20 protein-coding genes, 1 tRNA gene, 1 rRNA gene and 1 pseudogene are annotated in these 23,964 nt (G+C 43.6%); 14 read left to right on the forward strand and 9 right to left on the reverse strand.

Going from position 1 to position 23,964, the window contains the following annotated elements; all coding sequences use genetic code 11:
- The first annotated feature begins 26 nt into the window (after positions 1 to 26).
- The 7 genes from rrf to X794_RS00295 all read left to right on the forward strand — a co-directional run bounded on the left by rrf (position 27) and on the right by X794_RS00295 (position 7,346).
- Positions 27 to 144 (forward strand): 5S ribosomal RNA (gene rrf, locus X794_RS00265).
- A 179-nt stretch (positions 145 to 323) separates the two neighbouring features.
- Positions 324 to 2,798, forward strand: a complete 2,475-nt coding sequence (locus X794_RS00270) for an ATP-dependent Clp protease ATP-binding subunit (protein ID WP_041344420.1) — start codon at positions 324 to 326, stop codon at positions 2,796 to 2,798.
- A 446-nt stretch (positions 2,799 to 3,244) separates the two neighbouring features.
- Positions 3,245 to 4,639 (forward strand): DNA repair protein RadA, encoded by a 1,395-nt coding sequence (gene radA, locus X794_RS00275; RefSeq protein WP_034376942.1) that lies wholly within the window; start codon positions 3,245 to 3,247, stop codon positions 4,637 to 4,639.
- Positions 4,626 to 5,309, forward strand: coding sequence for a 2-C-methyl-D-erythritol 4-phosphate cytidylyltransferase (locus X794_RS00280; protein WP_011308692.1), 684 nt, complete (start codon positions 4,626 to 4,628; stop codon positions 5,307 to 5,309). Before radA ends, X794_RS00280 begins: the two co-directional genes overlap by 14 nt.
- A 5-nt stretch (positions 5,310 to 5,314) precedes the next feature.
- A complete protein-coding gene (gene ispF / locus X794_RS00285) occupies positions 5,315 to 5,788 on the forward strand; it encodes a 2-C-methyl-D-erythritol 2,4-cyclodiphosphate synthase (RefSeq protein WP_011308693.1) in 474 nt (157 codons plus the stop codon).
- A 3-nt stretch (positions 5,789 to 5,791) separates the two neighbouring features.
- Positions 5,792 to 7,165, forward strand: coding sequence for a cysteine--tRNA ligase (cysS, locus tag X794_RS00290; RefSeq protein WP_011308694.1), 1,374 nt, complete (start codon positions 5,792 to 5,794; stop codon positions 7,163 to 7,165).
- A gap of 105 nt (positions 7,166 to 7,270) precedes the next feature.
- Positions 7,271 to 7,346: transfer RNA gene (locus X794_RS00295), tRNA-Ala, on the forward strand.
- A gap of 539 nt (positions 7,347 to 7,885) precedes the next feature.
- Here X794_RS00295 and X794_RS07400 read toward each other — a convergent pair.
- From X794_RS07400 to X794_RS00310, 3 genes and pseudogenes are all read right to left on the reverse strand, one after another.
- A pseudogene (locus tag X794_RS07400) lies at positions 7,886 to 8,929 on the reverse strand (recombinase family protein); the annotation flags it as partial.
- Positions 8,884 to 9,816, reverse strand: a complete 933-nt coding sequence (locus X794_RS00305) for a hypothetical protein (protein ID WP_010935871.1) — start codon at positions 9,814 to 9,816, stop codon at positions 8,884 to 8,886. The pseudogene X794_RS07400 and the gene X794_RS00305, both read right to left, overlap by 46 nt.
- Positions 9,817 to 10,095: 279 nt before the next feature.
- Positions 10,096 to 10,686, reverse strand: coding sequence for a hypothetical protein (locus X794_RS00310; protein WP_015407424.1), 591 nt, complete (start codon positions 10,684 to 10,686; stop codon positions 10,096 to 10,098).
- An 88-nt stretch (positions 10,687 to 10,774) separates the two neighbouring features.
- Here X794_RS00310 and X794_RS00315 point away from each other — a divergent pair, with 88 nt between their 5' ends.
- Both X794_RS00315 and X794_RS00320 read left to right on the forward strand, forming a co-directional pair.
- On the forward strand, positions 10,775 to 10,993 hold the full coding sequence (locus X794_RS00315; protein ID WP_010937228.1) for a helix-turn-helix domain-containing protein: 219 nt from the start codon (positions 10,775 to 10,777) through the stop codon (positions 10,991 to 10,993).
- Positions 10,994 to 11,371: 378 nt separating this feature from the next.
- Positions 11,372 to 11,614 carry a hypothetical protein gene (locus X794_RS00320; protein ID WP_012984059.1) on the forward strand — a complete coding sequence of 81 codons (243 nt, stop codon included), beginning with the start codon at positions 11,372 to 11,374 and terminating at the stop codon, positions 11,612 to 11,614.
- 41 nt (positions 11,615 to 11,655) lie between these two features.
- On the opposite strand, the gene X794_RS00325 is transcribed toward X794_RS00320, so the two are convergent.
- The 4 genes from X794_RS00325 to X794_RS00340 all read right to left on the reverse strand — a co-directional run bounded on the left by X794_RS00325 (position 11,656) and on the right by X794_RS00340 (position 14,939).
- A complete protein-coding gene (locus X794_RS00325) occupies positions 11,656 to 12,420 on the reverse strand; it encodes an adenosylcobinamide amidohydrolase (protein WP_041344600.1) in 765 nt (254 codons plus the stop codon).
- Between the two features lie 76 nt (positions 12,421 to 12,496).
- Positions 12,497 to 12,949, reverse strand: coding sequence for a hypothetical protein (locus tag X794_RS00330; protein ID WP_010937230.1), 453 nt, complete (start codon positions 12,947 to 12,949; stop codon positions 12,497 to 12,499).
- A 236-nt stretch (positions 12,950 to 13,185) separates the two neighbouring features.
- On the reverse strand, positions 13,186 to 13,458 hold the full coding sequence (locus X794_RS00335) for a hypothetical protein (protein WP_041340849.1): 273 nt from the start codon (positions 13,456 to 13,458) through the stop codon (positions 13,186 to 13,188).
- A 32-nt stretch (positions 13,459 to 13,490) separates the two neighbouring features.
- Positions 13,491 to 14,939, reverse strand: a complete 1,449-nt coding sequence (locus X794_RS00340) for a reductive dehalogenase (protein ID WP_041344422.1) — start codon at positions 14,937 to 14,939, stop codon at positions 13,491 to 13,493.
- A gap of 292 nt (positions 14,940 to 15,231) precedes the next feature.
- Between X794_RS00340 and X794_RS00345 the strand changes: the two genes are divergently transcribed.
- Positions 15,232 to 16,266: a PAS domain-containing sensor histidine kinase gene (locus X794_RS00345; protein WP_158407948.1), complete on the forward strand. Its 1,035-nt coding sequence runs from the start codon at positions 15,232 to 15,234 to the stop codon at positions 16,264 to 16,266.
- A gap of 17 nt (positions 16,267 to 16,283) precedes the next feature.
- A complete protein-coding gene (locus X794_RS00350; protein ID WP_041344423.1) occupies positions 16,284 to 16,964 on the forward strand; it encodes a response regulator transcription factor in 681 nt (226 codons plus the stop codon).
- A gap of 85 nt (positions 16,965 to 17,049) precedes the next feature.
- On the opposite strand, the gene X794_RS00355 is transcribed toward X794_RS00350, so the two are convergent.
- Complete coding sequence (locus tag X794_RS00355) at positions 17,050 to 18,069, reverse strand: recombinase family protein (RefSeq protein WP_158407949.1); 1,020 nt, start codon at positions 18,067 to 18,069, stop codon at positions 17,050 to 17,052.
- On the reverse strand, positions 18,059 to 18,388 hold the full coding sequence (locus X794_RS00360) for an AAA family ATPase (protein WP_041344425.1): 330 nt from the start codon (positions 18,386 to 18,388) through the stop codon (positions 18,059 to 18,061). Before X794_RS00360 ends, X794_RS00355 begins: the two co-directional genes overlap by 11 nt.
- A 395-nt stretch (positions 18,389 to 18,783) precedes the next feature.
- Here X794_RS00360 and X794_RS00365 point away from each other — a divergent pair, with 395 nt between their 5' ends.
- The 3 genes from X794_RS00365 to X794_RS00375 are packed head-to-tail and all read left to right on the forward strand — an operon-like array spanning position 18,784 to position 23,960.
- Positions 18,784 to 20,250 carry an ATP-binding protein gene (locus tag X794_RS00365; protein WP_041344427.1) on the forward strand — a complete coding sequence of 489 codons (1,467 nt, stop codon included), beginning with the start codon at positions 18,784 to 18,786 and terminating at the stop codon, positions 20,248 to 20,250.
- Positions 20,243 to 23,029, forward strand: coding sequence for a Z1 domain-containing protein (locus X794_RS00370; RefSeq protein WP_052471050.1), 2,787 nt, complete (start codon positions 20,243 to 20,245; stop codon positions 23,027 to 23,029). The genes X794_RS00365 and X794_RS00370 overlap by 8 nt, the downstream gene beginning before the upstream one ends.
- On the forward strand, positions 23,016 to 23,960 hold the full coding sequence (locus tag X794_RS00375; RefSeq protein WP_041344429.1) for a PD-(D/E)XK motif protein: 945 nt from the start codon (positions 23,016 to 23,018) through the stop codon (positions 23,958 to 23,960). The genes X794_RS00370 and X794_RS00375 overlap by 14 nt, the downstream gene beginning before the upstream one ends.
- Positions 23,961 to 23,964: the final 4 nt, after the last annotated feature.

The following is a 23,964-nucleotide window of genomic DNA, read 5'->3' on the forward strand; positions in this document are numbered from 1 at the left end:
GTGAATTACTAATGTGCATCCGCTCCCCTGGTGGTTAGAGCGGGGTGGTACCACCCGTTCCCGTCCCGAACACGGTCGTGAAACGCCCCAGCGCAGACGATACTTAGGAGGCAACTCCTTGTGGAAAATATGCCACTGCCCGGGGAGCTTTGCTTTTTCATTCACTTGAAAGCAGAGCTCCATTTTCCCTCTGATATTTAATTAAAAACAAGGCCCGTTAAGGGTCTTTTTTTATTTCAAAGCTAATGCCCCCTATTTGCCTTTACACTTTCTTTTTGGCTGAGCTATAATAAGAGTACTAACCGAGTGAAAGTAAAAAAATTATGTCTAGCAGATTTGATAAATTTTCCGAAAGAGCGCGCCGGGTTCTTACCTATGCACAGGAAGAAGCCCAGAGCCTTAACCATAACTACATCGGCACTGAGCATATACTGCTGGGGCTGGTGAGAGAAGAAGAAGGCGTGGCCGCCCGGGTGCTGGTGAATATGGACGTAAACCTGGCCAAGGTACGTTCGACTGTTGAATTTATACTGGGACGGGGTGAACACCCTGCTACCTCTGAAACCGGTCTTACCTCCAGAGCCAAAAAGGTAATCGAGCTGGGTATTGATGAAGCCAGAAATCTGGGCCATAACTACATTGGCACTGAGCATTTGCTTTTAGGCCTTCTGCGTGAAGGTGAAGGGGCGGCTGCCGGTGTGCTTGAGAGTTTTGGGGTTACAGTTGAAAAGGTGCGCACCGAAGTAGGGCGTATCTTGAATCAGGGTTTAAACAAACCTAAAACCAGCCGGACAACCCCCAGCCGAACCCCCCAGCTGGACCAGTTAGGTTTTGACCTGACGGCCGCAGCCAAGGCTGGTAAGCTTGACCCGGTTATCGGGCGTTCCAAAGAAATAGAACGGGTAGTCCAGATTCTTTCCCGCCGTACCAAAAATAACCCTGCGCTTATAGGCGAACCTGGCGTAGGAAAAACCTCCATTGTGGAGGGGCTGGCCCAGCGCATTGTTTCGGGTGACGTACCGGAAACTCTGGAACAGAAGCATATAATCTCACTGGACGTGGCCTCACTGGTGGCCGGTACCAAATACCGGGGTGAATTTGAGGAACGGCTTAAGAAGGTTATTGAGGAGATTAAAAATGCAGGAAACATAATCCTGTTTATAGACGAATTCCACACCATGGTGGGAGCCGGTGCTGCCGAGGGGGCAGTAGATGCCGCCAATATCCTCAAGCCTTCACTGGCCAGAGGTGAGGTGCAGGTTATCGGTGCGACCACTCTGGATGATTTCCGTAAGTATGTTGAGCGTGATGCCGCACTTGAGAGACGCTTCCAGCCGGTACTGGTTGAAGAACCGGCCATAGAAGATACACTGAGCATTCTCAGGGGTATAAAAGAACGCTATGAGGAGCATCATAAGCTTATCATCAGCGATGAAGCTATTATCGCTGCTGCCAATATGGCTGCCAGATATATACCTGACCGCTTTTTGCCGGACAAGGCTATAGATTTGGTTGACGAAGCTGCATCACGGGTGCGGATAAAGAAACGCACCAAGCCGGTCTCTTTGAAAGAGATGAAAGCTATAGAAGACAGCTACCGCCGGGATAAAGAAGCCGCTCTGGCTACCCAGCAGTACGACTATGCTTCCGAACTCCGCGAGCGTGAGCTTCAGATAGCTGAAAAGATACGCCGCATGGAAGATGAATGGCAGACCGAACAGGCTATGGACAAGCCGGTGGTGGGCGAAGAAGATATTGCTCAGGTAGTCAGTATGTGGACAGGTGTCCCTCTGGTACAGCTTACCGGTGACGAAACCGAACGCCTTCTCCATATGGAAGATGCTTTGCACGAGCGGATTATCGGCCAGGAAGAGGCTATTGTTACCATATCCAAGGCTGTCAGGCGGGCACGGGCCGGTCTTAAAGATCCCCGTCACCCCATTGGCAACTTTGTTTTCCTTGGACCTACCGGCGTGGGTAAAACCGAATTGGCACGGGCGCTTGCCCAGTTTATGTTCGGTTCGGAAGACTCTTTGGTTCGGCTGGATATGTCCGAATTTATGGAAAAATTCGCTGTATCCCGTCTGGTGGGTGCACCCCCCGGATATGTGGGCTATGATGAGGGCGGCCAGCTGACGGAAGCTGTTCGCCGCAAGTCATATTGCCTGATACTGCTGGACGAAATAGAAAAAGCTCATCCTGACGTTTTTAATATTCTCCTTCAGATATTTGATGACGGCCACCTGACAGATGCCAAGGGCAGGCGGGTGGACTTCAGGAATACCATTATCATCATGACCTCAAACATTGGGGCTGAACTTATCCGCAAGGGTAGCGGGACTATCGGATTTGCCACTCAGACAGACGAATCAAAGGCCCAGCAGACCAATTTTGAGCACATGAAAGACAAGCTGCTGGGTGAGCTTAAAAAGAGTTTCCGTCCGGAGTTTTTAAACCGTATTGACAGTGTGGTGGTCTTCCACTCGCTAAATAAAGAGCAGATTCGCAGTATTGTTGACCTGATGCTCAAGAGTGTGGTCAAGCAGATGGCTGAAAAGGGCATCGGGCTTGAGGTGACCGAATCTGCTAAGGACTTGCTGGGCAAGAAGGGTTATGATGAGGTTTATGGTGCCAGGCCTCTGCGCCGCACTATCCAGACCATGATAGAAGACCGCTTGTCTGAAGACTTGCTGCGGGCTAAATTTAAAGCCGGGGATAAAGTAATAGTGGATACTGCCGAAGACGAAATAATTGTCCGGCTGGCCGAACCGGCTGAGCTTAGTCAGGCTACTCCTTAAGGGCGGGTACCGGTAACGGATTAGTTTAAGGGGAGTTTTAAGACTCCCCTTTTTGTTTAGGGTAAAATAAAAATGATTAGCTGGGTAAGCCTGTCCTGCCGGGTAAGTAGCAAACGCTGGTTTGTCCGTTAAGCGAAGAGCTAAAAAACAAACTCCGAAATAGTTTACTCCTTATGGGGTGGGCATAGGGGTTACTGTCAGCCTTAGCCTGACGCATGGGCTTATGCTGCCTGCCAGCCTTTGAAAGCGGTCCGCCTATTACCTTTTGCGGGGGGGGTGCTGGCAGCGCCTAGGCAGAGCTTTTACCGGGCGGCATATTTTATCAAGGCGGTTGTCTGGCAGTAATCCTTTTTTACAAAGTGTATATTCGCCGGAATATCTGAGGTAAACTAAGGGGCAGGTACGCCCTTGCTTTAGCGGATTAAATTGTGTAAAGTCTTCTGTATATGGATAAAAGCCGTAATGTTTATATCTGTTCCAACTGCGGACATGAGAGCCTGAAGTGGCTGGGGCGTTGCCCCGGCTGTCAGGAATGGAATACTCTTGAAGAAACAACAATTGCTGCACCTCTCGGGCGTAAAAATGCACCTGCCCGGGTTATCAGCCCGGCAGCCGAGCTTTCCAGTCTGAATGCATCAGATACTACCCGCCGGAGTCTATCTATTTCAGAGTTCAACCGGGTTTTGGGCGGTGGAATAGTGCCGGGTTCACTGATGCTTTTAGGGGGTGAACCGGGTATCGGCAAATCCACGCTCCTTCTTCAGGTGGCTGCCTCGGTAGCCCAGAGCGGCGGCAAAGTGGTATATGTTTCCGGGGAAGAGAACCCCGCCCAGATAAAAATGCGCGCTCAGCGTCTGGGTATCAGCGGCGAGGGGCTTTTCCTTATGGCTGAGACAGACCTTAATGCCATTCTAGCCCAGCTTTCAGTCCTCTGCCCGTCATTGGTTGTTATAGACTCTATCCAGACTGTATTCCTGCCTGAGCTTGAGGCCGCACCCGGTGCTATAAATCAGGTGCGTGAATCAGCCCTCCGCCTGATGCAGTGGGCTAAGAACAGCGGTGCCAGCGTATTTATTGCCGCCCATGTTACCAAAGAGGGCAACATCGCCGGGCCGCGCATACTGGAACATATAGTAGATGTGGTCATGTACTTTGAGGGCGAGTCCCAGAGTGCTTACCGTTTGATACGTTCGGTCAAAAACCGCTTCGGTTCTACCAACGAAGTAGGCATATTTGAAATGAAAAGTGAAGGATTGGTGGAAGTAGCCAATCCCTCGCAGATATTTTTATCTAATCGGCAGGCAAACACTGTTGGTTCAGCTGTAACAGCAGTGCTGGAGGGTAGCCGCCCTTTACTGGTAGAGGTGCAGGCACTCACCAATACCACCAGTTTCGGCCAGCCGCGCCGCACGGCCAACGGGGTAGATTTTAACCGTACTATTATGATAGCCGCTGTTCTTTCCAAACGCCTTTCCATGCGGCTGGGTACCCAGGACATAATAGTAAATGCCACCGGCGGTATTCGTCTGGACGAGCCGGCCGCAGATTTGGCTATTGCTTTGGCCATTGCCTCCAGTTACCGTGATATCGGGGTCTGCCCGGAAACCATAGCACTGGGTGAGATTGGCCTTTCAGGGGAACTGAGGACAATCCCTCATTTGGAAAGACGTCTTTCCGAGGCCAGCCGTTTGGGTTTTACGAGGGCTTTGGTACCTGCCGGTGCTAATTGCCAGAATATAAATATAAATGGTATCCAGATTATTGCGGTTTCAACTGTCAAAGAGGCTATTAAACTGGCGCTTACCGGGGTAAAAACGGAGACCGAAGATGTTTTTGAATGAAAAAGTAGGGGCAGTTATTGTAGCTGCCGGTCAGAGCCGCCGAATGGAGGGGCAGGACAAGATTTTTGCCCTTCTGGCGGGTAAACCTGTTTTGGCTCACACGCTTTCGGTTTTTCAAGAATCCCCGCAGGTAGATGATATTGCTCTGGTTATGGCAGAACACAATATTGAAAAAGCCAAAGAGCTGGTTAAGGAATATAATTTCAGCAAGGTTATAGCCATTTGCTCCGGCGGGACACTCCGCCAGGACTCTGTCCGCTCAGGGCTGTCAGCCCTGTGTGACTGCGGCTGGATACTCATTCATGACGGGGCGCGCCCCCTGCTTGAGCCTGACTCTATACCCGAAGGGTTGGAAGCGGCTAAACTCTGCGGTTCGGCCATCGCGGCAGTACCCCTTAAAGATACCATTAAAGAAATATCCCCGGAAGGGCTGGTGGAAAAAACCCTGCCCAGAGAGAGGCTGATATCCGTCCAGACACCTCAGGTGTTTCGGGCAGATATTATCCAAAAAGCCTACCAGCGGGTGGGTATAATCGCCACTGACGATGCCCAACTGGTAGAAAAACTGAAGCTCCCAGTCAGGATATTCTCCGGCGCATGTGCTAATATAAAGATAACCACACCTGAAGACCTGCTTATGGCAGAAATACTGCTGAAGAAAGGACGGTGAGCATAATGCGTATTGGAAACGGTTATGATGTCCATCGTCTGGCACCGGGGCAGAAACTGGTGCTGGGCGGGGTGGAAATCCCCTTTGAATGCGGGCTTATCGGCTGGAGTGATGCAGATGTGCTTACCCATGCCATTATGGATTCGCTTCTGGGAGCGGCGGCACTGGGGGATATAGGACTCTACTTCCCGCCGGGAGACCCAAAGTACAAAGGCATATCTTCACTCAAACTTCTTGAACAGGTGACAGACTTGCTGGCTAAAAAAGGTTTTGGCATAATAAATGTAGATTCAGTTATAGTAGCGGAGGAACCAAAGCTACGCGGCCATATAGATACCATGCGCAAACACCTTGCCAAGGCCATGGGCATAGACCCCGGGCGGGTGGGGATTAAAGCCAGTACCTCGGAGCAACTCGGCTTTGTCGGCCGGCAGGAGGGAATGGTAGCTTGGGCGGTGGCCCTCGTAGATGAAAAATAGACTATGAAAATATATAACACTTTATCCGGCAAGCTGGAAAAATTCGTCCCTCTGGAAAACGGCAAAGTCAAAATGTATGTCTGCGGCATTACCCCGCAGTCAGAGCCGCATATCGGCCACGCCATGAGCTATATAAACTTTGACGTAATCCGCCGCTACCTTACCTATAAAGGTTATCGGGTAAAATATATCCAGAACTTTACCGATATAGATGATAAAATAATAGCCAAGGCCAATGCCCAAGGCATAGAGCCGTCTACTCTGGCAGAGCGTAATATCGGGGTGTTTCTGGACGCCATGGCTGCACTTAATATAACCCCGGCAGATTATTATCCCAGAGCCACTCAGGAAGTGCCCAAGATAATAGAAATGGTCTCCGGCCTTATAGAAAAAGGCTATGCTTATGCGGTAGGCGGCAGTGTCTACCTGCGGGTGCAGAAGGTGGACGGTTACGGCAAACTGTCCCATCGTACTCTGGAGCAGATGATGGCCGGTGCCCGGGTTGAAATTGATGAAGAAAAAGAATACCCCATGGATTTTGCCCTTTGGAAGGCCACCAAACCCGGCGAACCGTCTTGGGAAAGCCCTTGGGGACTGGGACGCCCCGGCTGGCATATTGAATGTTCTGCCATGTCTCTTCGTTATCTGGGCGAGCAGATAGATATACACGGCGGCGGGCAGGATCTTATATTCCCCCATCATGAAAATGAAATAGCCCAGTCCGAGTGCTTCAGCGGGGTCAAACCCTTTGTTAAGTACTGGCTGCACAACGGACTTTTAAAACTCGGCGAAGAGAAAATGAGCAAATCACTGGGCAATCTGGTTACTATAAAAGAAGCCCTCAGCCGTTACTCGGCAGATGCTCTGCGGATTTTTGTGCTCAGTTCCAGCTACCGTAATCCGCTTACTTACTCTGAAGAAGCTCTGGAAGCGGCTGAAAAAGGGGCGGAACGTCTGCGTCAGACAGCTGCCCGTAAGGATAATCCCCAGTTTAAAGAAACCGCGGTGGATACCAAGGCATATCGTGAGCGTTTTACCCAGTATATGGACAATGACTTTAATACTTCGGCTGCTCTGGCTACTATCTTTGACCTTAGCCGCGAATTAAACCGTATAGAGGGCGAGGCTGGTAAAAGCACTGACGGCCAAAAGCTATTTAAAGAACTGGCGGATATACTTGGACTTAGTCTGATAGTAGCAGAGTCCAAAACCGGTACAGACGTTGCTCCTTTTATAGAGCTGCTGATAGAACTCAGAAAAGACCTGCGGGTGGCAAAGCAGTACCAGCTGGCAGACAAAATCCGTACCAGTCTGGATACAGCCGGGATACTTCTGGAAGACTCTGCTGGTGGCACTGTTTGGAAAGTAAAAAAATAAAATAACCGGGAAATTCAGGGTTAAATACTCGCCCTGTATTTTTATTATAAAGCTAAAAAAAGTTGCACTTAGTGACCATTTATGATAGATTATCTATCTGTTGCTGGGGCCGTAGTTCACTTGGGAGAACGTTTGACTGGCAGTCAAAAGGTAGAGGGTTCGAATCCCTCCGGCTCCACCAAAGGTATCAATAGGTAGAACTTCCCTTCTTCTGTTAGTTCCCGGTAGCGGCAGGGTATATTTCAAGCTCACATTACGGCTATCTGTTTCAATCTTCTTAACAAAAGTCTTTAAGAAAGTCTTGCAGTCGGTTATCTCCGATTCGTTAAGCAGCTGTTTAAGGTCATTTGCATAGGCTTTAACCATCCCAAGATTAAAATTGTCGTCACTATCAGCTACCATCTCAGCTTCAGCTAATACCCTGGACTTTTCAAGTTTAGACTGCCGTTCCCTAAGCTCTCTTATCCGGGGCGCCAGATCGTCATAATTTAACTTGCCGCTTTCAATAGCCTCATACAGGCGGTTTAACCTCTGTCTGATATCATCCAGTTCGGCATCCAAAACGGCCAGCTTTTCCTTATGATGGCTGGAAGTTGATTCAAGTTCCTCATTGACCTGTTTTACTAGTTCCTCCAGATTTTCTTCGGTTAATACCTTGGACTTTATTTGCTTAATAACAGCTGATTCCAATTTTGTTTTAGGTATTGCCTGGCAGTTACAGACCCCGTTTCCCTGTTTAAACTTCCGGTTACACTGATAGTACGCATACTGGCCTGATTTGGCACTGTGCCCGGTCAGAGCCGCACCACAGGAGCAAAAAGCCATTCCGCTTAACAGGTACTGGCTGGGTACTGTCCGGGGGTGGGTATTTTTAGGCTGGCGGGAGACCATGCTCTGCTGGATACGCTGGAAAGTTTCCTTGTCTATAATACCCGGCCAGGCATTTTCTAACCGCACTGCCTCTTCATTTTTAGCCAGACCTTGGCTGGGTCTGGCTCCCCATACCAGAGTGCCTGTATAGGCTTCATTGCAGAGTATCTTATGAACCGTCGTCCTGCCCCAGGGTTTACCTGCCTTAGTTATATATTCTTCCCGGTTGAGAATATTGGCTATTTCTTTACAGCCCTTGCCTTTATCCGCCAGAGCAAATATGTATCTTACGGTTTTAACTCCCGGAGAGGTATCCGCTTCGGGGGCAAGTTTATTCCGTTGCTTTGGGCCATCCTTCACTTTTACAAGTTCATATCCTAAAGGCGGCTGGCTTCCGTTATAAAATCCCCTGAGGGCATTTTCTTTCATTCCCCGCTTTATATCCTGCCCTAAGTTGGCTGAATAAAATTCGTCCAGAGACTCTATTATTCCTTCCATCAGCTTGCCGGTGGGTGAATCGTCAAGGGGTTCGTTTATGGAGATGACTTTAATGCCCTTTTTCTGAAGCAGTAGTTTATAGGTAATAGAGTCAGCCCGGTTACGGGCAAAGCGATTAAGTTTCCAGACTAATATAGCTTCGAAAGGTGGTATGGATGACTTGGACATGGCTATCATCCGTTTAAATTCAGGTCTGGCGGCAGTCCGCCCGCTTTCAGCCTCATCTATAAATTCATAAGTAATCTGATAGTTATTTTTTCCGGCATAATCCCTAAGTGCCCTTAACTGGGCGGCAATGGATAATTCTACGTCCTGAGCTTCGCTGGATACCCTGGCGTAAAGTGCGACTTTCATTTCCCGCTCCTTTGGCCTTTTAAGCGACGGCAAACATCGCATTCCCCTGGCAGAAAATTGGTTAAAATCAGAGTTTGAATATCTCTCTTAAGGGTTTGTGTTTCCATTCCAAGTTGTTTATAGGCTTCCCGTATGTATGTGAATTTTTTCAAATTATCGATGCTTAATAATTTGGTTATTGCTTCCAGACATGCCTCTTCAGCGCCTGGGCAGCTTAATAAAGTGGTACCCGGTTTTATTATTATTTCCCCCCGGTTCTTATTAATTTGTAACCTTTCAACTGCTTTTTCAAGTATTGTGCGATCATTTAGAAGTATGAATTTAAAGCTGTTTTTACATATAAAATCAAGCAAAATACCCTTCTCATCCCTTGCTTCTGCGCATACTTCTATCCCTACTTCTCTCCCCATTCTATCCATACCTTCTACTAATTCTTTTCGGAAGAAGATACACCTATTTATATAGTTCTCGCATGCTGCTTTCCAACCTTTTAATGAAAAGAAGGTAAGGTTATGGTTTAAATGCTGTTCAACAAGGGTGAAAAGAAGACTGTTTTCAAGTTCTAAATTAACGATAATATCTGTGGACGACTCAGGTTGCGTGGCAACTACTTTCCCTGCATTAAATTCAATTTTATAAGTATCTTGGTCAAAATAAAACCGGGTATCGGGCTCCGGCAGGGCAATAGCCGCATCAAGTTCGTTTAAGGTGGCAAGGAGTTGTTCTTGGTGCTTGGTCAGTGCTGTTTTTAGTACCTCAAGTTCGGCTTGGTCAAAACGGCGTTCCGCTTGAGCTTCGGTTATATATTTGCGGATAGTCCTGATATCCCTACCTTTCCGTTGGGCTAAATGGGCTTCTGACCAGCCGCTCTCATATAAGTCAAGCCATTCGCGGGTTTCCTTAATAGACGGAGCCTTTTTTCTTGGCATATTTTACCCCCTTGACAGCCTGATAAGTCTGCCTGTGATTCGTTATAACATAATTATATGCTCTTACCAATGCTAATTACAACTAATATATGTATTTTGCGGTTTGTTATTATGAATATATGGGCAGGAAAAAGACAGCCAAGGCAAATTCTATAGACCCCCAGACGATGAAGGGGCTAAAAATCCTTGCCCGGATAATTGTTCGACAGTACTTGATAGATAAAGGAAAAGCCCGCTCAAATGATTAAATCCAGAGCGGGCTTTTTAGCTGGACATTTGCTACTCGAAATAGAATACGATTGCGCACCTTTTAGATGCCGTCTTATCCTGATGCCAAAGTCTGAACTGATATGTGCCGGATTCGGTAGCATGGCAGCTAAGCACTGCCCGATAGCCATTTTCATATCGCTCAACATTATATGAAGGTGTAACGCCAACCGGGCCTTTGTTTGTGTATTTGGATATTTCACAATTTAAATCTTGGCCTAAAGGTACATCACTATAGATAACAATTTTCAGGTTGTCTCCGGGAACCAGATAAAATACATCCGAAAAGTACATGCCGTATCTTGAGCCGGCATTATAAGGTTGATGAGTTTCTGAATAATCATACTTATTCAGGTAATTGACTAATCTGTATGAATCATAAAAATCAAGAAAGACATACCCAGCCGCATACCGCCCGGATGTTTTAAGACCATCGAGTGTAAGGGGGGATTGGAGGATAGATTGCTTGGTCGGTATAGATCTGACAGCAGGGGCTGAATCATCTGAATCAGCCGAGTTTACAAAATAAGCGACTGCATTCCATGCAAAAATCAACATGATAACCAGTAAAACAGCTTGGATTAATCTTGCGAGTGTTTTCATTAAACTCCCCTAATACTTATAAATGATACTTATAGTCTGTAGACCTATAGTCTACATCACCATATCATGTTGGTCAATAGGAATTTATATGATGACTGAAAAGACTATTGAACAACGATTCGGTGAACGCATACGCGATTTAAGGAAGAAAGCCGGAGTCTCGCAAGAGGAGTTGGCTGATCGGGCAGGTGTTCACAGGACATATTTAGGTGGTATCGAACGGGGCGAGAGGAATCCTTCGCTCAAGAATATTTATGCCATTTCCAGGGCCCTCAAAGTGCCAGTTTCAGATCTCTTTAAGACCTAACCAGCCTCTAAAGCTTATTCAATTCTCACCCTTAGCGCTGCAAATTGCCCTTTATTATGACCATACAAAAGGTTCTTTTGTAAACTATCAAACGGTAATTACTGTTTGATAAAATGCCCAGATAGACGTGTCAAACCCAATTACTTAGGCTAAAATAGAAATTGAGGGGGTTATTTTTTGAGGGGGTAGGTGATATCCTAGTTTCAAAATCCCTATGTATAACTTGGTAAGGCATCTAGATCTTGTTAAAGGATTATCACAGGACAAAATATATCGATAATAATAACGGTAGTAATATGAGAAAGAATAGCGCTTTTATATGAGTGACTGTTTTCATAATGGTATCGATATTAATTACTGATGCAAGAGGAGAATACAATGAGTATTGAACCTAGTGAAGAGGATAAGAAAGCAATTGAAATTGCACGTAAATTTAATATTAGACTTGGTACTCTAAAATGCACCGTATTTGATTTATTTGAACATGGTTACTTGTGTCATGAGGTTAAGTTTATTCTAAATAATAGTATTGGTGACCCGTATGACAAAATCATATACAAACGGGAGACTATCAGGATGTATTATTCTGAGTGGAAATCTAAAAAGCAGCAGATGCATTAGTTAATTAAGGTTTAATTCATTGGATAATACATCAAATACCCCTAGTACCCCCGGCAGTTCCTGATAGCCTGTTTGACGGCTCTGGTGGTTGCTCTGGCCATCATCTCCCCCAGTTTGGTATGCCCGCCTACATAAGTGTATTTTCCACCTGTGCCTGATACAGTAATTATCTGGTCTGTACCCGTACCGGTTGCCTGCCACTCTGGATGTGCCGCACTCCGTATATCCAGCTCCTGCAAGGCTACGTTCTTGGCTTCGGTCAGGGTAATGTATGAAGATGCCAGGGTGGGTGTCTCAAGGCTTGAGCCGGTCAGCAGGATAACATTAATCGTGCCTATCTTCTCAAACTTGCCGTTACGCTCTATGCCGCTGGCTTCATCACAGCCTATCCGCATGGCATTGGTCTTAACTCCGGCGGTGGCAAAGGCCAACACCCAGAATTCCTCATAGGTTTCTTCCGCCCAGGCTATATTGTCCTGGTCTACCCCGGTAGATAGGAATGAGACATTATCCAGGTCTGTATCGTATCTTTTGAGGACTTCTTCCAGTACTACCGAGTAGGCTGTTTGCCAGTCTGCCGAGTTGTCATGCATAAAGTCCCAGAGTTCGGGGGGGATATGGGTATTGAGTATATATTTGGCTTTGCCCAATCCGGTGCGGGTGGAGAGTATATTCCTTTCCTCCGGCAGTTCTATAACCAGAGTATTGGTGGATACTCCCAGAGCTTTATGATAGGCAATGCCTGCTCTTACCCCGTGGAAACAGCCCAGCTCTTTGTAAGTATCTATTTTAAGTTCTTGTAACACCTTGTTCCTCCAAATTATGCTTGATTCTTCAGCCAACTAAAAAACAGTCCCCTCCTAAAAACAAGTGATACAAGCTTCAATTTATCGTAAAATATTCAGTCACTAATTCGCGGAATCCCAAATACATTGTTACCCTGTAATCACCTTTGGCAAAACCACCAGCCGGTTTATCCAGAGAGAGAGTCTGAGGTATGAGATTACCTATGCCGACGCCTTCCCAAGTACCGATAATTTCTTCTCCGTAAAACCATCTAACAAACAGTGTCGTGCAACAAATGTCCGGCACTATAAAAGTGCAATAGATTTTAGGTGTTTCGACCGTAAATTCATGAGTAAGCTGAATTGGATTACCATTTTCGTCAATAGCAGCGGATAAAACTGCTTCGTCAATTTGTACCAAAGTATCCGGGCAAACTTCAGGTATCTGTTCAGGTTGCTCAATTATATTCTTACTATTTGCACAGGCAGCTAATAACCCTATTGAGAATATACTGATGAAAGTGAGCGCAAATCTAATCAATCTATGCATTCTTTATCCTTACAATATGCCAATATATGTAATCTGGAAATTTGGGCATCAGAAGTTTTCTGGCTTGTTTCTGTTGATAGTATTAACAATATTATTTGGGAATCACCTAAATTACCTTGGAGATTAAGCAATTTTACGTTAGCTTACAATTGTAAGTGTTGAATCATAGTATACCCCTTGTATTAAATAAGCGGGGGAAACTACTCCCCCGCTTGGATAAGTACAGGAAATCTGGCTTAGGCTTTTTTGATTCTTCTGGCAGCTAATTGCCAAGTTAATGCCAGCAAAATCAGAGATGGTAAACCAGTCACCAGCAGAAACATGGTGGCGGCTTTGGGTTCTATTTCAACATAACTGCCCAAATAATTCTGGACAGTAAAAAGCAACAATGCCAATCCTGCAATCCCCAATAGCCATTCGTACCAGGTAAGCTTGAAGTTACGGCGTTTCTGTAGCCACATAAAACCTAAAAATAAAGCTCCAACTAACAGCCCGATAATAAACCACATAATTTTTTACCTTCCGAAGATATTTTTCCTGATTAATTGTAATAGGCGTCATTATCGTAATGAATGCCATTTACAGGGAATGAATTTGTCCACCATTCTTCAATGGTATCTTCAGGTTTAAGACCATAACCAAATCCTTTGTCCATATTTACAAAAAAGCTATTAAGCATTGTAGTTTTGGCAAGAGTAGCTTTAACAATTTCGTGGACACTGGAAGCATCATCCTTGCTGAAGACACAAACCGCTTGGCAAACGCCGCAATAGGTATCTGATTCATTCCAATAGCGATTACATTTGAAATGGTCAAATGGCCAGTTATTTAAACCGGGATTATTGAAAAGGTTTGGTTTGACCGAATCATAAGGTTTAACTATATCCCATGTTAGTTCTGTCTCTTTTGACAATGCACCGGAAGGGCAAAGATCAGCGCATTTTTTGCAGGTAATACAAAACTTCTTGGCACCGAAATCTATAGGCTTTTTGGGGGCTACCGGCAGATTTACAATATTCATAGTTGACTGGCGAATCATAGGTCCCCAACCCGGAGTTATCAAATGTGCCAAACGGCCTAGTTCGCCAAGCCCAGACATAACGCCCCAACCAACAATCGGGCCGTTGCCCAGTAGATTCTGGCTGACAGAAAAATAGCCCAGCACTTTAAGGAATGCCTGTAAACGCCACTGTGCTATATCACAGTTGTCATAAGCTTGTCCGGCTGCTCCATCAGAAAGGTACCCGACCCTACTGGAAGTATCCAATGATTGTCTTACAGTATGCACTACTGCATAAATACCAGTATCCGGAATAATTACCTTGTTTGAAGCACTGTTGAAAGAAGGCTTTGGTGCTTCTTCAAAGATTATGTCGGGGTATGTTCCTTGAGGCATCTGTGCCCATATCATCTTGCGGGTGTTTTCATTTATCTCGGCAAAACTAACACTAGATGCGCCAAAGAAGCGCAATGCCTGAGTGATCATATTGGAAGCTTCCTCGGGTGTGCCTTGCCATTTGGGAACCCCCAACATTTCAGGGGTAGGAACAGTATCCCAACCTTCCACCAGATCCTTGGTCAGGTTTGGTTGTGCCATCCGGTACCACACACCAGCCCAACCACCCTCTTTAATTGCCTTATCGCGAAGGGTTTGCCCAGGCTTGGAAGAACTGGTCATTCGTGCAATAGCTTCTTGTTTTGTCTTGGCTTGAATAGCCTTTACTTCTTCAGTTGTCAAATGGGCGGTAAAGTTGTTATAACTGCCGTTCTGGAATCTTTGCAATATATTCCAGTCAATTTCGGTAGTTGGTTGGTCTACTTCTTTTACCCACCAGGGATTAGCATAATCACTTTCAGCTGAGGTAGATATTACTTCATCCAGATCACGAAACACCGGGGCTACAGCCGCAGTTGTCCCAACTCCGGCTCCTGCCAGACCAAGGGCTTTCATAAAATCCCTTCTGCTTACTATTGAGTGAAAACTAGACATTTACTCCTCCGATATGAATTTGCTTTTGAGATACAGTTTTGAGTTTCATGGAGTTAATTTCTGCTGTCCACCTCCTGCACTTTTACAATAGATATTAAATTCAATAAGCATATTAATCATCGTACCAAAGTATTAACGAGTATAAGCAATTGAGAGTCTTGGTAGCCTCCTTAAAGGAGGCTACCAAAGGTGTATTTTAAGAATGAAATCCTAGACTGAGCAGTAATTAGTCTAAAATAGTCTTAGCCTAGAGCTGTATTTTGTATGTTATAATCCGAGTATGAGTAGAAAAGTGCTTGGCGAAAAACAATTACCAACGCAAGAAGTTTTGCCCGCAAATGATTTGATGATAAGCGGTATCAGAGATTCGGTATTTATTGCGGATCTAAATGGCAAAATAGTATTTGCTAATGATCAGGCTTGTAAAGTTCACGGATATACAAAAGGCGAATTTAAAGGCCTGAATGTCATAGATATAGTCCCACCCGAGCGGGTTAAAGAGGTTATGCCACACATCAACAAAGTCAAAGCACAGGGATATTCTATTCATAATTCAATTCACCGATGTAAAAATGGTGAAATAAAAATATCAGAGATTTCCTTAAGGCTTATTGAGATGGACAACCATGAATATATCCTGGCATTGTTTAAGGATATATCTGAGTTCCAAACAAAAATTCAGACTTATGTTGCAGCACAAGAAAAAGAACGGGAGTGGGTTTCAATTGAGATTCACGACAGGATTGTCCAGAATCTGTCTGGGATTTTGCATCAAATAAATGCTTTGACCCTCTGCAAGAAACCTTTTAATAAGGATAAAAGAGATAAACTGGATGAATTATCGGGGCAATTGAATAATACTATAATTGAAGCTCGAAGTATTATGCGGGAACTTTACCCAAGCACACTCACTGGGTATGGACTTATCAGGCTAATCCAAGAAGAATCAATTCATCTGCAAGATGAAATGCATTGTGAGATAAAGTTTAATCATTCACTGACAAAAGCAGTGCCGCCGTATTTAGAGACAACAATATACCGGATTGTCCATGAGGCTTTATTAAATGCTAAGAAGTATTCTCAGGCATCACAAATAGTTGTTGATCTTAATAGGACTGATAAAAATATTTCGCTTGACATATGTGATAACGGAATCGGTTTTTGCTTAAAAAACGTCGATTGGATACGGCCGAGTGGGTTACAAAGTATGCGCCAAAGAGCAGAGATTGTCAGCGGAACATTTTGTATTAGAAGTGGGGTAAAGGGTACCTGTATTCATGTTTTGCTGCCTATAATTAATCACATAATGCCTACATTATCACTTTAACGATATCCGAGGTTAAAATGGGGAATTTATCAGACAATATACGTAACCCAATCAGAATATTTATTGTTGATGACCATGAAATAGTGAGACAAGGCCTTAAAGTCATTATTAATCAAGAACAGGACTTTGAATTAGTAGGTGAATCAAATGGACAAAAAGGACTCCTGAAGGAAATTGCTGAAGCTCATCCGGATGTATTATTACTGGACATAAGGATTAGTGGTTCAGATGGATTTGATATTGCTTCACAGCTTAATGAAAAGTTTCCTTCCATAAAAATTCTGATAATTTCCGGATATGAAAGTGAATTGTATTTAGTTGAGGCATTAGATCATAAGGTTAGCGGATTTATACCGAAGGGGTCTTCGCGAGATTATGTTTGTTCAGCGATTCGCATGGTTGCTCTTGGTGGTACAGTTTGGCACGGAGAGCTATTGTACAGAGTTATCAGGGGGTTGAGTAGACTAGGGAATGAACCTAATGATACAAAAGTACAAATAGGGAAAAGCCATTTAAAACCTCGCGAATTAAAAGTACTATCATTATTGGCCAAAGGGAAGTTAAACAAAGAAATATGCTTCGAACTACAGATATCGATGGATACTGTTAAAAAAGATATACATCAGTTAAAAAGTAAATACGGAGTGTTTAATCGTACTCAACTTGCTATTATAGCAACTGAGATGCAATTAAAGTAAGTGACTTATCATCAGCAAATATAAATTATTGAGGTCAATTTTATTGGGAGCATAGGGCTCAAACAGCACCCAATTTATGACGTCTTTAACTAATTAGAAATATGAATTGAAAAGTTCTACCTACTGCCACCTCAGCTCCACCAAGAGTCTCAATAGGTAGAACTTCTTTTCCGTTTTTTAACCCTGGCAGCGGCAATCTGTACTTCAAAGTAGCCTCATTGCCGTTTATCTCTATCTTCTTAACAAATGTTTTCAGGAAGGCTTTGCACTCACTGATTTCAGCTTCTGCCAGTAGTTGCTTAAGATCACCTGCATAGGCTTTTACTTGTTCAATTTTAATGCTTTCACTGCCGCTAGCTAATAACTCAGCCTCAGCCACAATCTTGGATTTCTCAAGGTCAGATTGGCGAGACCTTAAATCCTTGATTCGAGGTGATAGATCACTGTAATCAAGTTTGCCGCTCTCAATCGCCTCATACAAACGATTTAACCTCTGCCGAATATCCTCCAGCTCAGTATCAATGACCGCAAGCCTCTCGTTATATTGAACTGAAGCTAATTCCAGGTCTTTATTTACCAAAGACACCAGGTTTTCAAGGTTTTCTTCGGTCAATATCCTGGATTTTATCTGGGTAATAACTGCTGATTCCAGTTTTGATTTGGGTATAGCTTGTCCATTACAGACCTCGTTCCCCTGTTTAAACTTACGGTTACACTGATAATAGAAATGCCGGCCTGATTTAGCACTGTGCCCGGTTAGGGACGCACCGCAACCGCAAAAGGCCAGCCCGCTTAAGAGATACTGGCTGGGTATTGTCCGGGGGTGGATATTCCCGGGCTGGCGGGCAGTCATATTCTGCTGTACCCGCTGGAAAACTTCTTTATCTATTATGCCCGGGAAGGCATTTCCCAGTTTGACCCCTTCTCCATTTTTAGAGGCCGGACGACCCGCCCTGGCTCCCCAAACCAGAGTTCCGATATAAGCTTCATTAGTTAAAATCTTGTGGACAGTCGTCCTGCCCCAGCGCTCTCCTGCCTTGGTACGATATCCCTCGCGGTTAAGAGTAACAGCAATTTCCTTGCATCCTTGGCCTTTATCCGCCAAACCGAAAATGTGCCTGACCGTTTTCTGTCCAGGGAAGGAACATCACAGTCTGTTCAGGCGACAATCCGTCGAATTGACCGCGTATGCGAAAGGAGACTGCTTGTTCCTTTGGTTTATCGAATGGTCGGTTAAAGTCAGTGTCTGACATAGGACTTCTGCCGTATTCGTCTTCCAGAAGCAACTGGCGAATGGCGTCAATGACAGCACTCTTGCCTGAGCCATTTTCACCTACCATGACGTTCAACCTAGGCGAGAAATTGACTTTGAACTTGGAGCGGAAGTTCTTATATCCTTCAATCTCAAGGTGTTGTAAATACATTATTTCTCCTCCTACTACGGAGACTAACGTGTTCAAACACGGTATTTAAGGGAATAGTAGCACTTTTGAAAGCATAATCAAAGAAAAATCTTAATTCTGGTCGGATTCCCATCCGGAATGACGTTGGGTTGAGGGCGTTCGACGCCAAACATTCTGATGGAATATGACTTTATTATCTAACGTAAACCTTAGCCTAGCCAGTGTTTCATAGCCTTCTTTTCTAATACTTGAAAGTTGTTGTCAATATTTTGCCATATTTAAATCACTAGTATATAATCGGCTAACAGCTACTTTGCGTCAGTACAATTATCGCTAGGATTACTTCACGGACATTTAGCTCGATTATTTATCACATCCTCGCAGATTGTTGCGAATAGTTCTTAAAGGAGTTGCAAATGGAAGGGATCATCCTTCCTCCATACGCACCAGTACTAATGGAGTCTACTAGAGCTCTAGGCTATTCTCTAGAATCGGCTGTGGCTGATTTACTGGATAATAGTATATCGGCCAATGCTACAAATATTGAAATCGAGTATCGACCGTGGGATGATCCTTATTTGTACATTATAGATAATGGTGATGGTATGCTCCCCGATGAGATTACCGCAGCTATGCGTTATGGTAGTAGTAATCCTCTGGATATAAGAGATAAAAACGACTTGGGACGATTCGGACTCGGGTTAAAAACCGCATCTCTTTCGCAATGTAGATGCCTAACAGTAATATCGAAAAAGGATGGCATTATATCCGGACGTCGATGGGATTTGGACATTATTAGCCAACGCCAAGATTGGGTATTACTTAAGCTAGACCAATCACAAATGGATCAAATACCAGGAATGGTTGATTTAGCAGCATTAGACCATGGTACGCTAGTCATATGGCATAAACTTGATCGTCTAACTTCTGGGGTTGCGTCTATTGAGGACTTTTTCCCAACCAAAATGGATGATGTTCGTAGCCACCTTTCACTAGTGTTTCACAGATATTTAACTGGAGAAACAGGCCAAAAGCGTGTAGAGATATCGATTAACAAACAGCCGATTAAACCGCTGGATCCCTTTTTAAGTGGAAAAAGTGAGCAAGTGATGGATGTAGAGCCTATCATCATCGATGGGCAAAAAATAACAGCTACACCGTATATTCTCCCCCATACAAGTCGACTATCAAGTGAGGAGTTAAAATTACTTGGTGGTGAAGATGGACTCAGACGTAAACAAGGATTCTATGTATACCGTAATCGTCGCTTATTGGTGTGGGGGACTTGGTTCCGCTTACTACGCCAAGATGAACTTTATAAACTTGCCCGTGTAAAAGTGGACATCCCAAATTCTTTAGACCATTTATGGACTTTAGATATTCGTAAGTCTACTGCTTCACCACCAGAGGTTGTGCGTAAAAACTTAGATCGTATTGTAAAACGTATAGCAGACAATAGTAGGCGTACATGGACATTTCGTGGGCGTAAAGAAACAACTGATCGTATAAACCACGTATGGAATCGAAATAAAACACGAGAAGGAATCCGATACTCTATTAATCGAGATCATCTATTGGTAAAAACACTTGCTTCTGATATCGATAAATCAGCGAATGCTTGTTTTGAGAAGATACTACTTACTATCGAATCATCGATCCCTTTAAATCAGCTTTATGTTGACCTTACCGAGGATGAGCACTTTGCACCAGAAACAGATGCGACAACATCCATTCGAGCAACAATATTAGAAGTCATTGATAGAACCGATAAAAAAACAGAAACGATAAACAGCATGTTTTCTATGTTTGAATTAACCGAGCCATTCTGCAATTATCCTGACGTTTTAAACCTGTTAAAAAAAGAGGTTTTATCAAATGAATAATTCTCCAGATAACATTAATAAGCTTGAAAATCTGGCACACTTCTTAGTCTTACAACGCTTCCCTGCAGAAGTTCCAACTGAAGCAGGGATAAAAGAATGTCTTGCCCAAGCAAGAATCCTTACTCCGGTAACTGATGAAGAATGTGATAAAGTGCTAAAGCTTCTGTACGCTCATTTACAAGTTACTATGGAAATAGGTGTTGCAGTTGTTGATGAATCAACTTATAAACCTTGGTTAAACGAACGTAAACAGGATATCACTTTTTATTACTGGGACAGGTATCGTAAGTACTTAGAAAGATCCAAGAATTGGAATGGGGTAGTAATAGAAACACTCGGGAGAGTGTCAGACGAAATACTTGATCTTCTTGGAAACCCTGCAAACGAGACTTCATGGCAACGATGCGGGCTTATAATGGGTGACGTTCAATCCGGTAAAACGGCCAATTATGCTACCCTTTGTAATAAAGCTATGGACGCAGGATATAGAGTGCTCATTATCCTTGCTGGAACTCAAGAAAATTTACGTCGGCAAACTCAAGAACGATTGGATTTAGAGTTGGTTGGTTTAGATAGTCAATTGATTCTGGATAGAGTAGGACGTAAACTACCTGTTGGAGTTGGGCGGATTGATGGGAATCATTTTGTTGCTACCTTCACGTCAAAAAATAATGACTTCGATCAAAAATTACTAAATAATTTAAATATGAGAATTACAACCTGTCTGGAACCAGTTGTATTCGTAATAAAAAAGCAAAAGCATCGCCTGACCTACTTAGAAAAATGGCTACGGATTTACAACGCTGGGCCTGATGGGAAAATAGATTCTCCTATGCTGCTGATTGACGATGAAGCTGATAATGCATCTGTCAATACAAAAGATGATGATGATCCTACGACTATAAACGAATGCATCCGCAAATTACTCATATTGTTTAAGCGGGCATCCTATGTAGGTGTAACAGCCACACCTTACGCTAATATATTTATTAATCCAGATAATGAAAAGGAGATGCTAGGTAACGATCTATTCCCGAGGGACTTCATTTATTCATTAGCTCCTCCTACAAATTATATAGGAAACACAGCCATTTTCGGCGACGAATCTTCTCATGAATATGTTGTTCAAGATATTGGAGATGATGCAGAGCATACTATCCCAATAAAGCATGGAAGCCAGTTCAACGTAGAAGATCTTCCAGAAAGTTTGTACACTGCACTAAATTATTTCGTATTGATCAATGTTATCAGAGACATACGTGGACCAATACATAGCCACCGCTCTATGCTCGTTAATATTAGTCGATTCACGAATGTGCAATCACAGACACGAAATATTATTCATGCATGGATTGAACGTATCAAGAGTGCTGCTATAAATTTTGGAAGTCTTGAACCGCAAGAGGCCATGCGCAATAGTTCGATCAAATCATTGTACGATACATGGCAGGCTTTTCATTTGTCGCTCTTATGCGAAAAGGACTGGCGTACAGTCCAGCAGCATTGGCTTTGTTATGCAGTCAATCGCCTTACAGTGGTAGAAGTTAATCAGAGAACAAGTAGCGCAATACTTGATTACGATGCATATAAGGACAATGGGTTTCGAGTAATAGCGGTCGGTGGGAATAGCTTGACCCGCGGGCTTACTCTTGAAGGATTATGTGTCAGTTATTTCTATCGCAATTCCCAAGCTTATGATACTCTTCTACAAATGGGTCGATGGTTTGGCTATCGTATTGGGTACGAAGACCTTTGCAGAGTCTGGATGACTGATGAAGCTCGAGAGTGCTATTCGCATATTACAAAAGCAACTAACGAATTACGAGATGAAATCTATTCTATGCGTTATTATGGAATGACTCCTAGAGAATTCGGATTGAAAGTACGATCTTCTCCAGGTAGCACAGAAAGAATGGTTAGCAAATTACTTATTACTGCTCGGAATAAGATGCGACACGCAACTGATTATATTCATACGGTCTCTGTTAGTGCCGAGCTACTTGAAACACCAAAAATTATAATTGATACTGACCGGATTATTGGTAATTTCAACTTGGCCAAACAGTTTGTAGCGTACCTTGAAGCTACGCATAAGAAAGCCGACGATTCTGTGTTTCATTCTACACATAATGTGTGGGTAGATGTACCAAGAGAAAAAGTTGCCTCTTTTATCCGAAGTTATATCGCAGACCCTCTTTATTTGCATTTTCAGACAGACGGTCTGGCAGATTTCATTGCACAAGCCAATCATCTGGAGTCATGGGATATTGCTTTACCAGAAGGTGACACCAAGGAAGAATACTGCATTACAAACAAGACTGTAATCAAACGCCAAGAGCGTTCAGTGGATATTTCACCAAATAAGAAAAGTATACGTATCAATGGGGCAAAGCTCCGTGTAGGCTCACGTCCTTGCACGAGATATGGGCTTGACAACTCAATTGTAGAAGAAATAACGCAAAGAAGAAAACAGAATAAGCAGCAAGTTCCTGATAAAGACTTCCTGATGAAACCAGATAGGAAGCCTTTACTTTTAATCCACTTCATTAACATAAAACCCCATACCAACCTTGAAAAACCTGAAAGGGTAGAGGATAGAACTTTAGTTGTCCAAGTCATGGATAGGTTGAATGGGAAAAAAGCCTGCGTCGTAGCTTTAAGTGTTGGTTTTCCTCTAGCAACAAAAGATAACACGATGTATGTAAAATACAAGATTAATCTTGTACAGCAAGAGCTGCTTTTAGAAGCAGCAACCGAGGCACAAAATGCAGACGATTGATGTATTAATTCAAAGATGGCAAGATTTGAGAATTAATGGTGAAGTTAATGCGCACCAGCTCTATGATGCATCTCATCCCCTGCAGTTATTTTTTGGGTATGATGTCTCTGGGGCAAGAATATTATTTTTAATTACACCCACTGCCCCAAAACATCTTCCTGTACAAAGCGAGTCCATTGAACTCAAGCTACTACAAAGGCATGATGGTTTATTTACTCTCATGATTAGATTATTAAAACCTGACCAAGATTCAGTGTTCAACCACCTTTGCTGGGACTTAGCAGAATTCACTCGTACATGTCACGATAATGCTACAGGATCCACTATGTTCTTAGAAAGGTATAGAAAATGGCAACGGCTTCTAGAACGTGGGCGGTTAGGAATTTTATCAGAAGCAGAAATAAAAGGTCTTATAGGAGAGCTACTGTTTCTTGAGAAGTATTTATTCAAACGTTATGGAATGACTTCAGCATTAAAGGGATGGCTTGGCCCGAGTGGAGCAGATCAGGATTTTAGGTTTGAAGACTTTTGGTATGAAATTAAGACAACAGATCCCGGCGCATTGACTGTTAGAATTTCATCTCTTGAACAACTGGATATTGATAAACTAGGACAATTATGTATTGTTCTATTGGATAAAGCAGGAAATGAAATCAATGATGCGATTTCTTTAAACTCAGTTGTAGCTAATATCCGTAATCTAATTTCAGCGGATCTAGAAGCTATACATATTTTCGAACAACGTTTAGATGCAATAGGCTATATTGACAGTAGAGAGTATTCTGAAGATATATTCGTATTAAGAAATATACGACGTTTTCTCGTTGATTATCCATTTCCACGTATTCGACGATCAATGATTGCTTCATCAATATCAAGGGTGACTTATGATGTGAATGTTGATGACTTGGCACCCTTCGAAATACACTAAGAGG

Source organism: Dehalococcoides mccartyi CG5 (assembly GCF_000830885.1).
Taxonomy (GTDB): domain Bacteria; phylum Chloroflexota; class Dehalococcoidia; order Dehalococcoidales; family Dehalococcoidaceae; genus Dehalococcoides; species Dehalococcoides mccartyi_B.

Bases quoted from the DNA above. Each gene is read 5' to 3' on its own strand.
- X794_RS00270 (WP_041344420.1), top strand. From the start codon at position 324: ATGTCTAGCAGATTTGATAAATTTTCCGAAAGAGCGCGCCGGGTTCTT.
- radA (WP_034376942.1), top strand. From the start codon at position 3,245: ATGGATAAAAGCCGTAATGTTTATATCTGTTCCAACTGCGGACATGAG.
- X794_RS00280 (WP_011308692.1), top strand. From the start codon at position 4,626: ATGTTTTTGAATGAAAAAGTAGGGGCAGTTATTGTAGCTGCCGGTCAG.
- ispF (WP_011308693.1), top strand. From the start codon at position 5,315: ATGCGTATTGGAAACGGTTATGATGTCCATCGTCTGGCACCGGGGCAG.
- cysS (WP_011308694.1), top strand. From the start codon at position 5,792: ATGAAAATATATAACACTTTATCCGGCAAGCTGGAAAAATTCGTCCCT.
- X794_RS00305 (WP_010935871.1), bottom strand. From the start codon at position 9,816: ATGCCAAGAAAAAAGGCTCCGTCTATTAAGGAAACCCGCGAATGGCTT.
- X794_RS00310 (WP_015407424.1), bottom strand. From the start codon at position 10,686: ATGAAAACACTCGCAAGATTAATCCAAGCTGTTTTACTGGTTATCATG.
- X794_RS00315 (WP_010937228.1), top strand. From the start codon at position 10,775: ATGATGACTGAAAAGACTATTGAACAACGATTCGGTGAACGCATACGC.
- X794_RS00320 (WP_012984059.1), top strand. From the start codon at position 11,372: ATGAGTATTGAACCTAGTGAAGAGGATAAGAAAGCAATTGAAATTGCA.
- X794_RS00330 (WP_010937230.1), bottom strand. From the start codon at position 12,949: ATGCATAGATTGATTAGATTTGCGCTCACTTTCATCAGTATATTCTCA.
- X794_RS00335 (WP_041340849.1), bottom strand. From the start codon at position 13,458: ATGTGGTTTATTATCGGGCTGTTAGTTGGAGCTTTATTTTTAGGTTTT.
- X794_RS00340 (WP_041344422.1), bottom strand. From the start codon at position 14,939: ATGTCTAGTTTTCACTCAATAGTAAGCAGAAGGGATTTTATGAAAGCC.
- X794_RS00350 (WP_041344423.1), top strand. From the start codon at position 16,284: ATGGGGAATTTATCAGACAATATACGTAACCCAATCAGAATATTTATT.
- X794_RS00360 (WP_041344425.1), bottom strand. From the start codon at position 18,388: ATGTATTTACAACACCTTGAGATTGAAGGATATAAGAACTTCCGCTCC.
- X794_RS00365 (WP_041344427.1), top strand. From the start codon at position 18,784: ATGGAAGGGATCATCCTTCCTCCATACGCACCAGTACTAATGGAGTCT.
- X794_RS00370 (WP_052471050.1), top strand. From the start codon at position 20,243: ATGAATAATTCTCCAGATAACATTAATAAGCTTGAAAATCTGGCACAC.
- X794_RS00375 (WP_041344429.1), top strand. From the start codon at position 23,016: ATGCAGACGATTGATGTATTAATTCAAAGATGGCAAGATTTGAGAATT.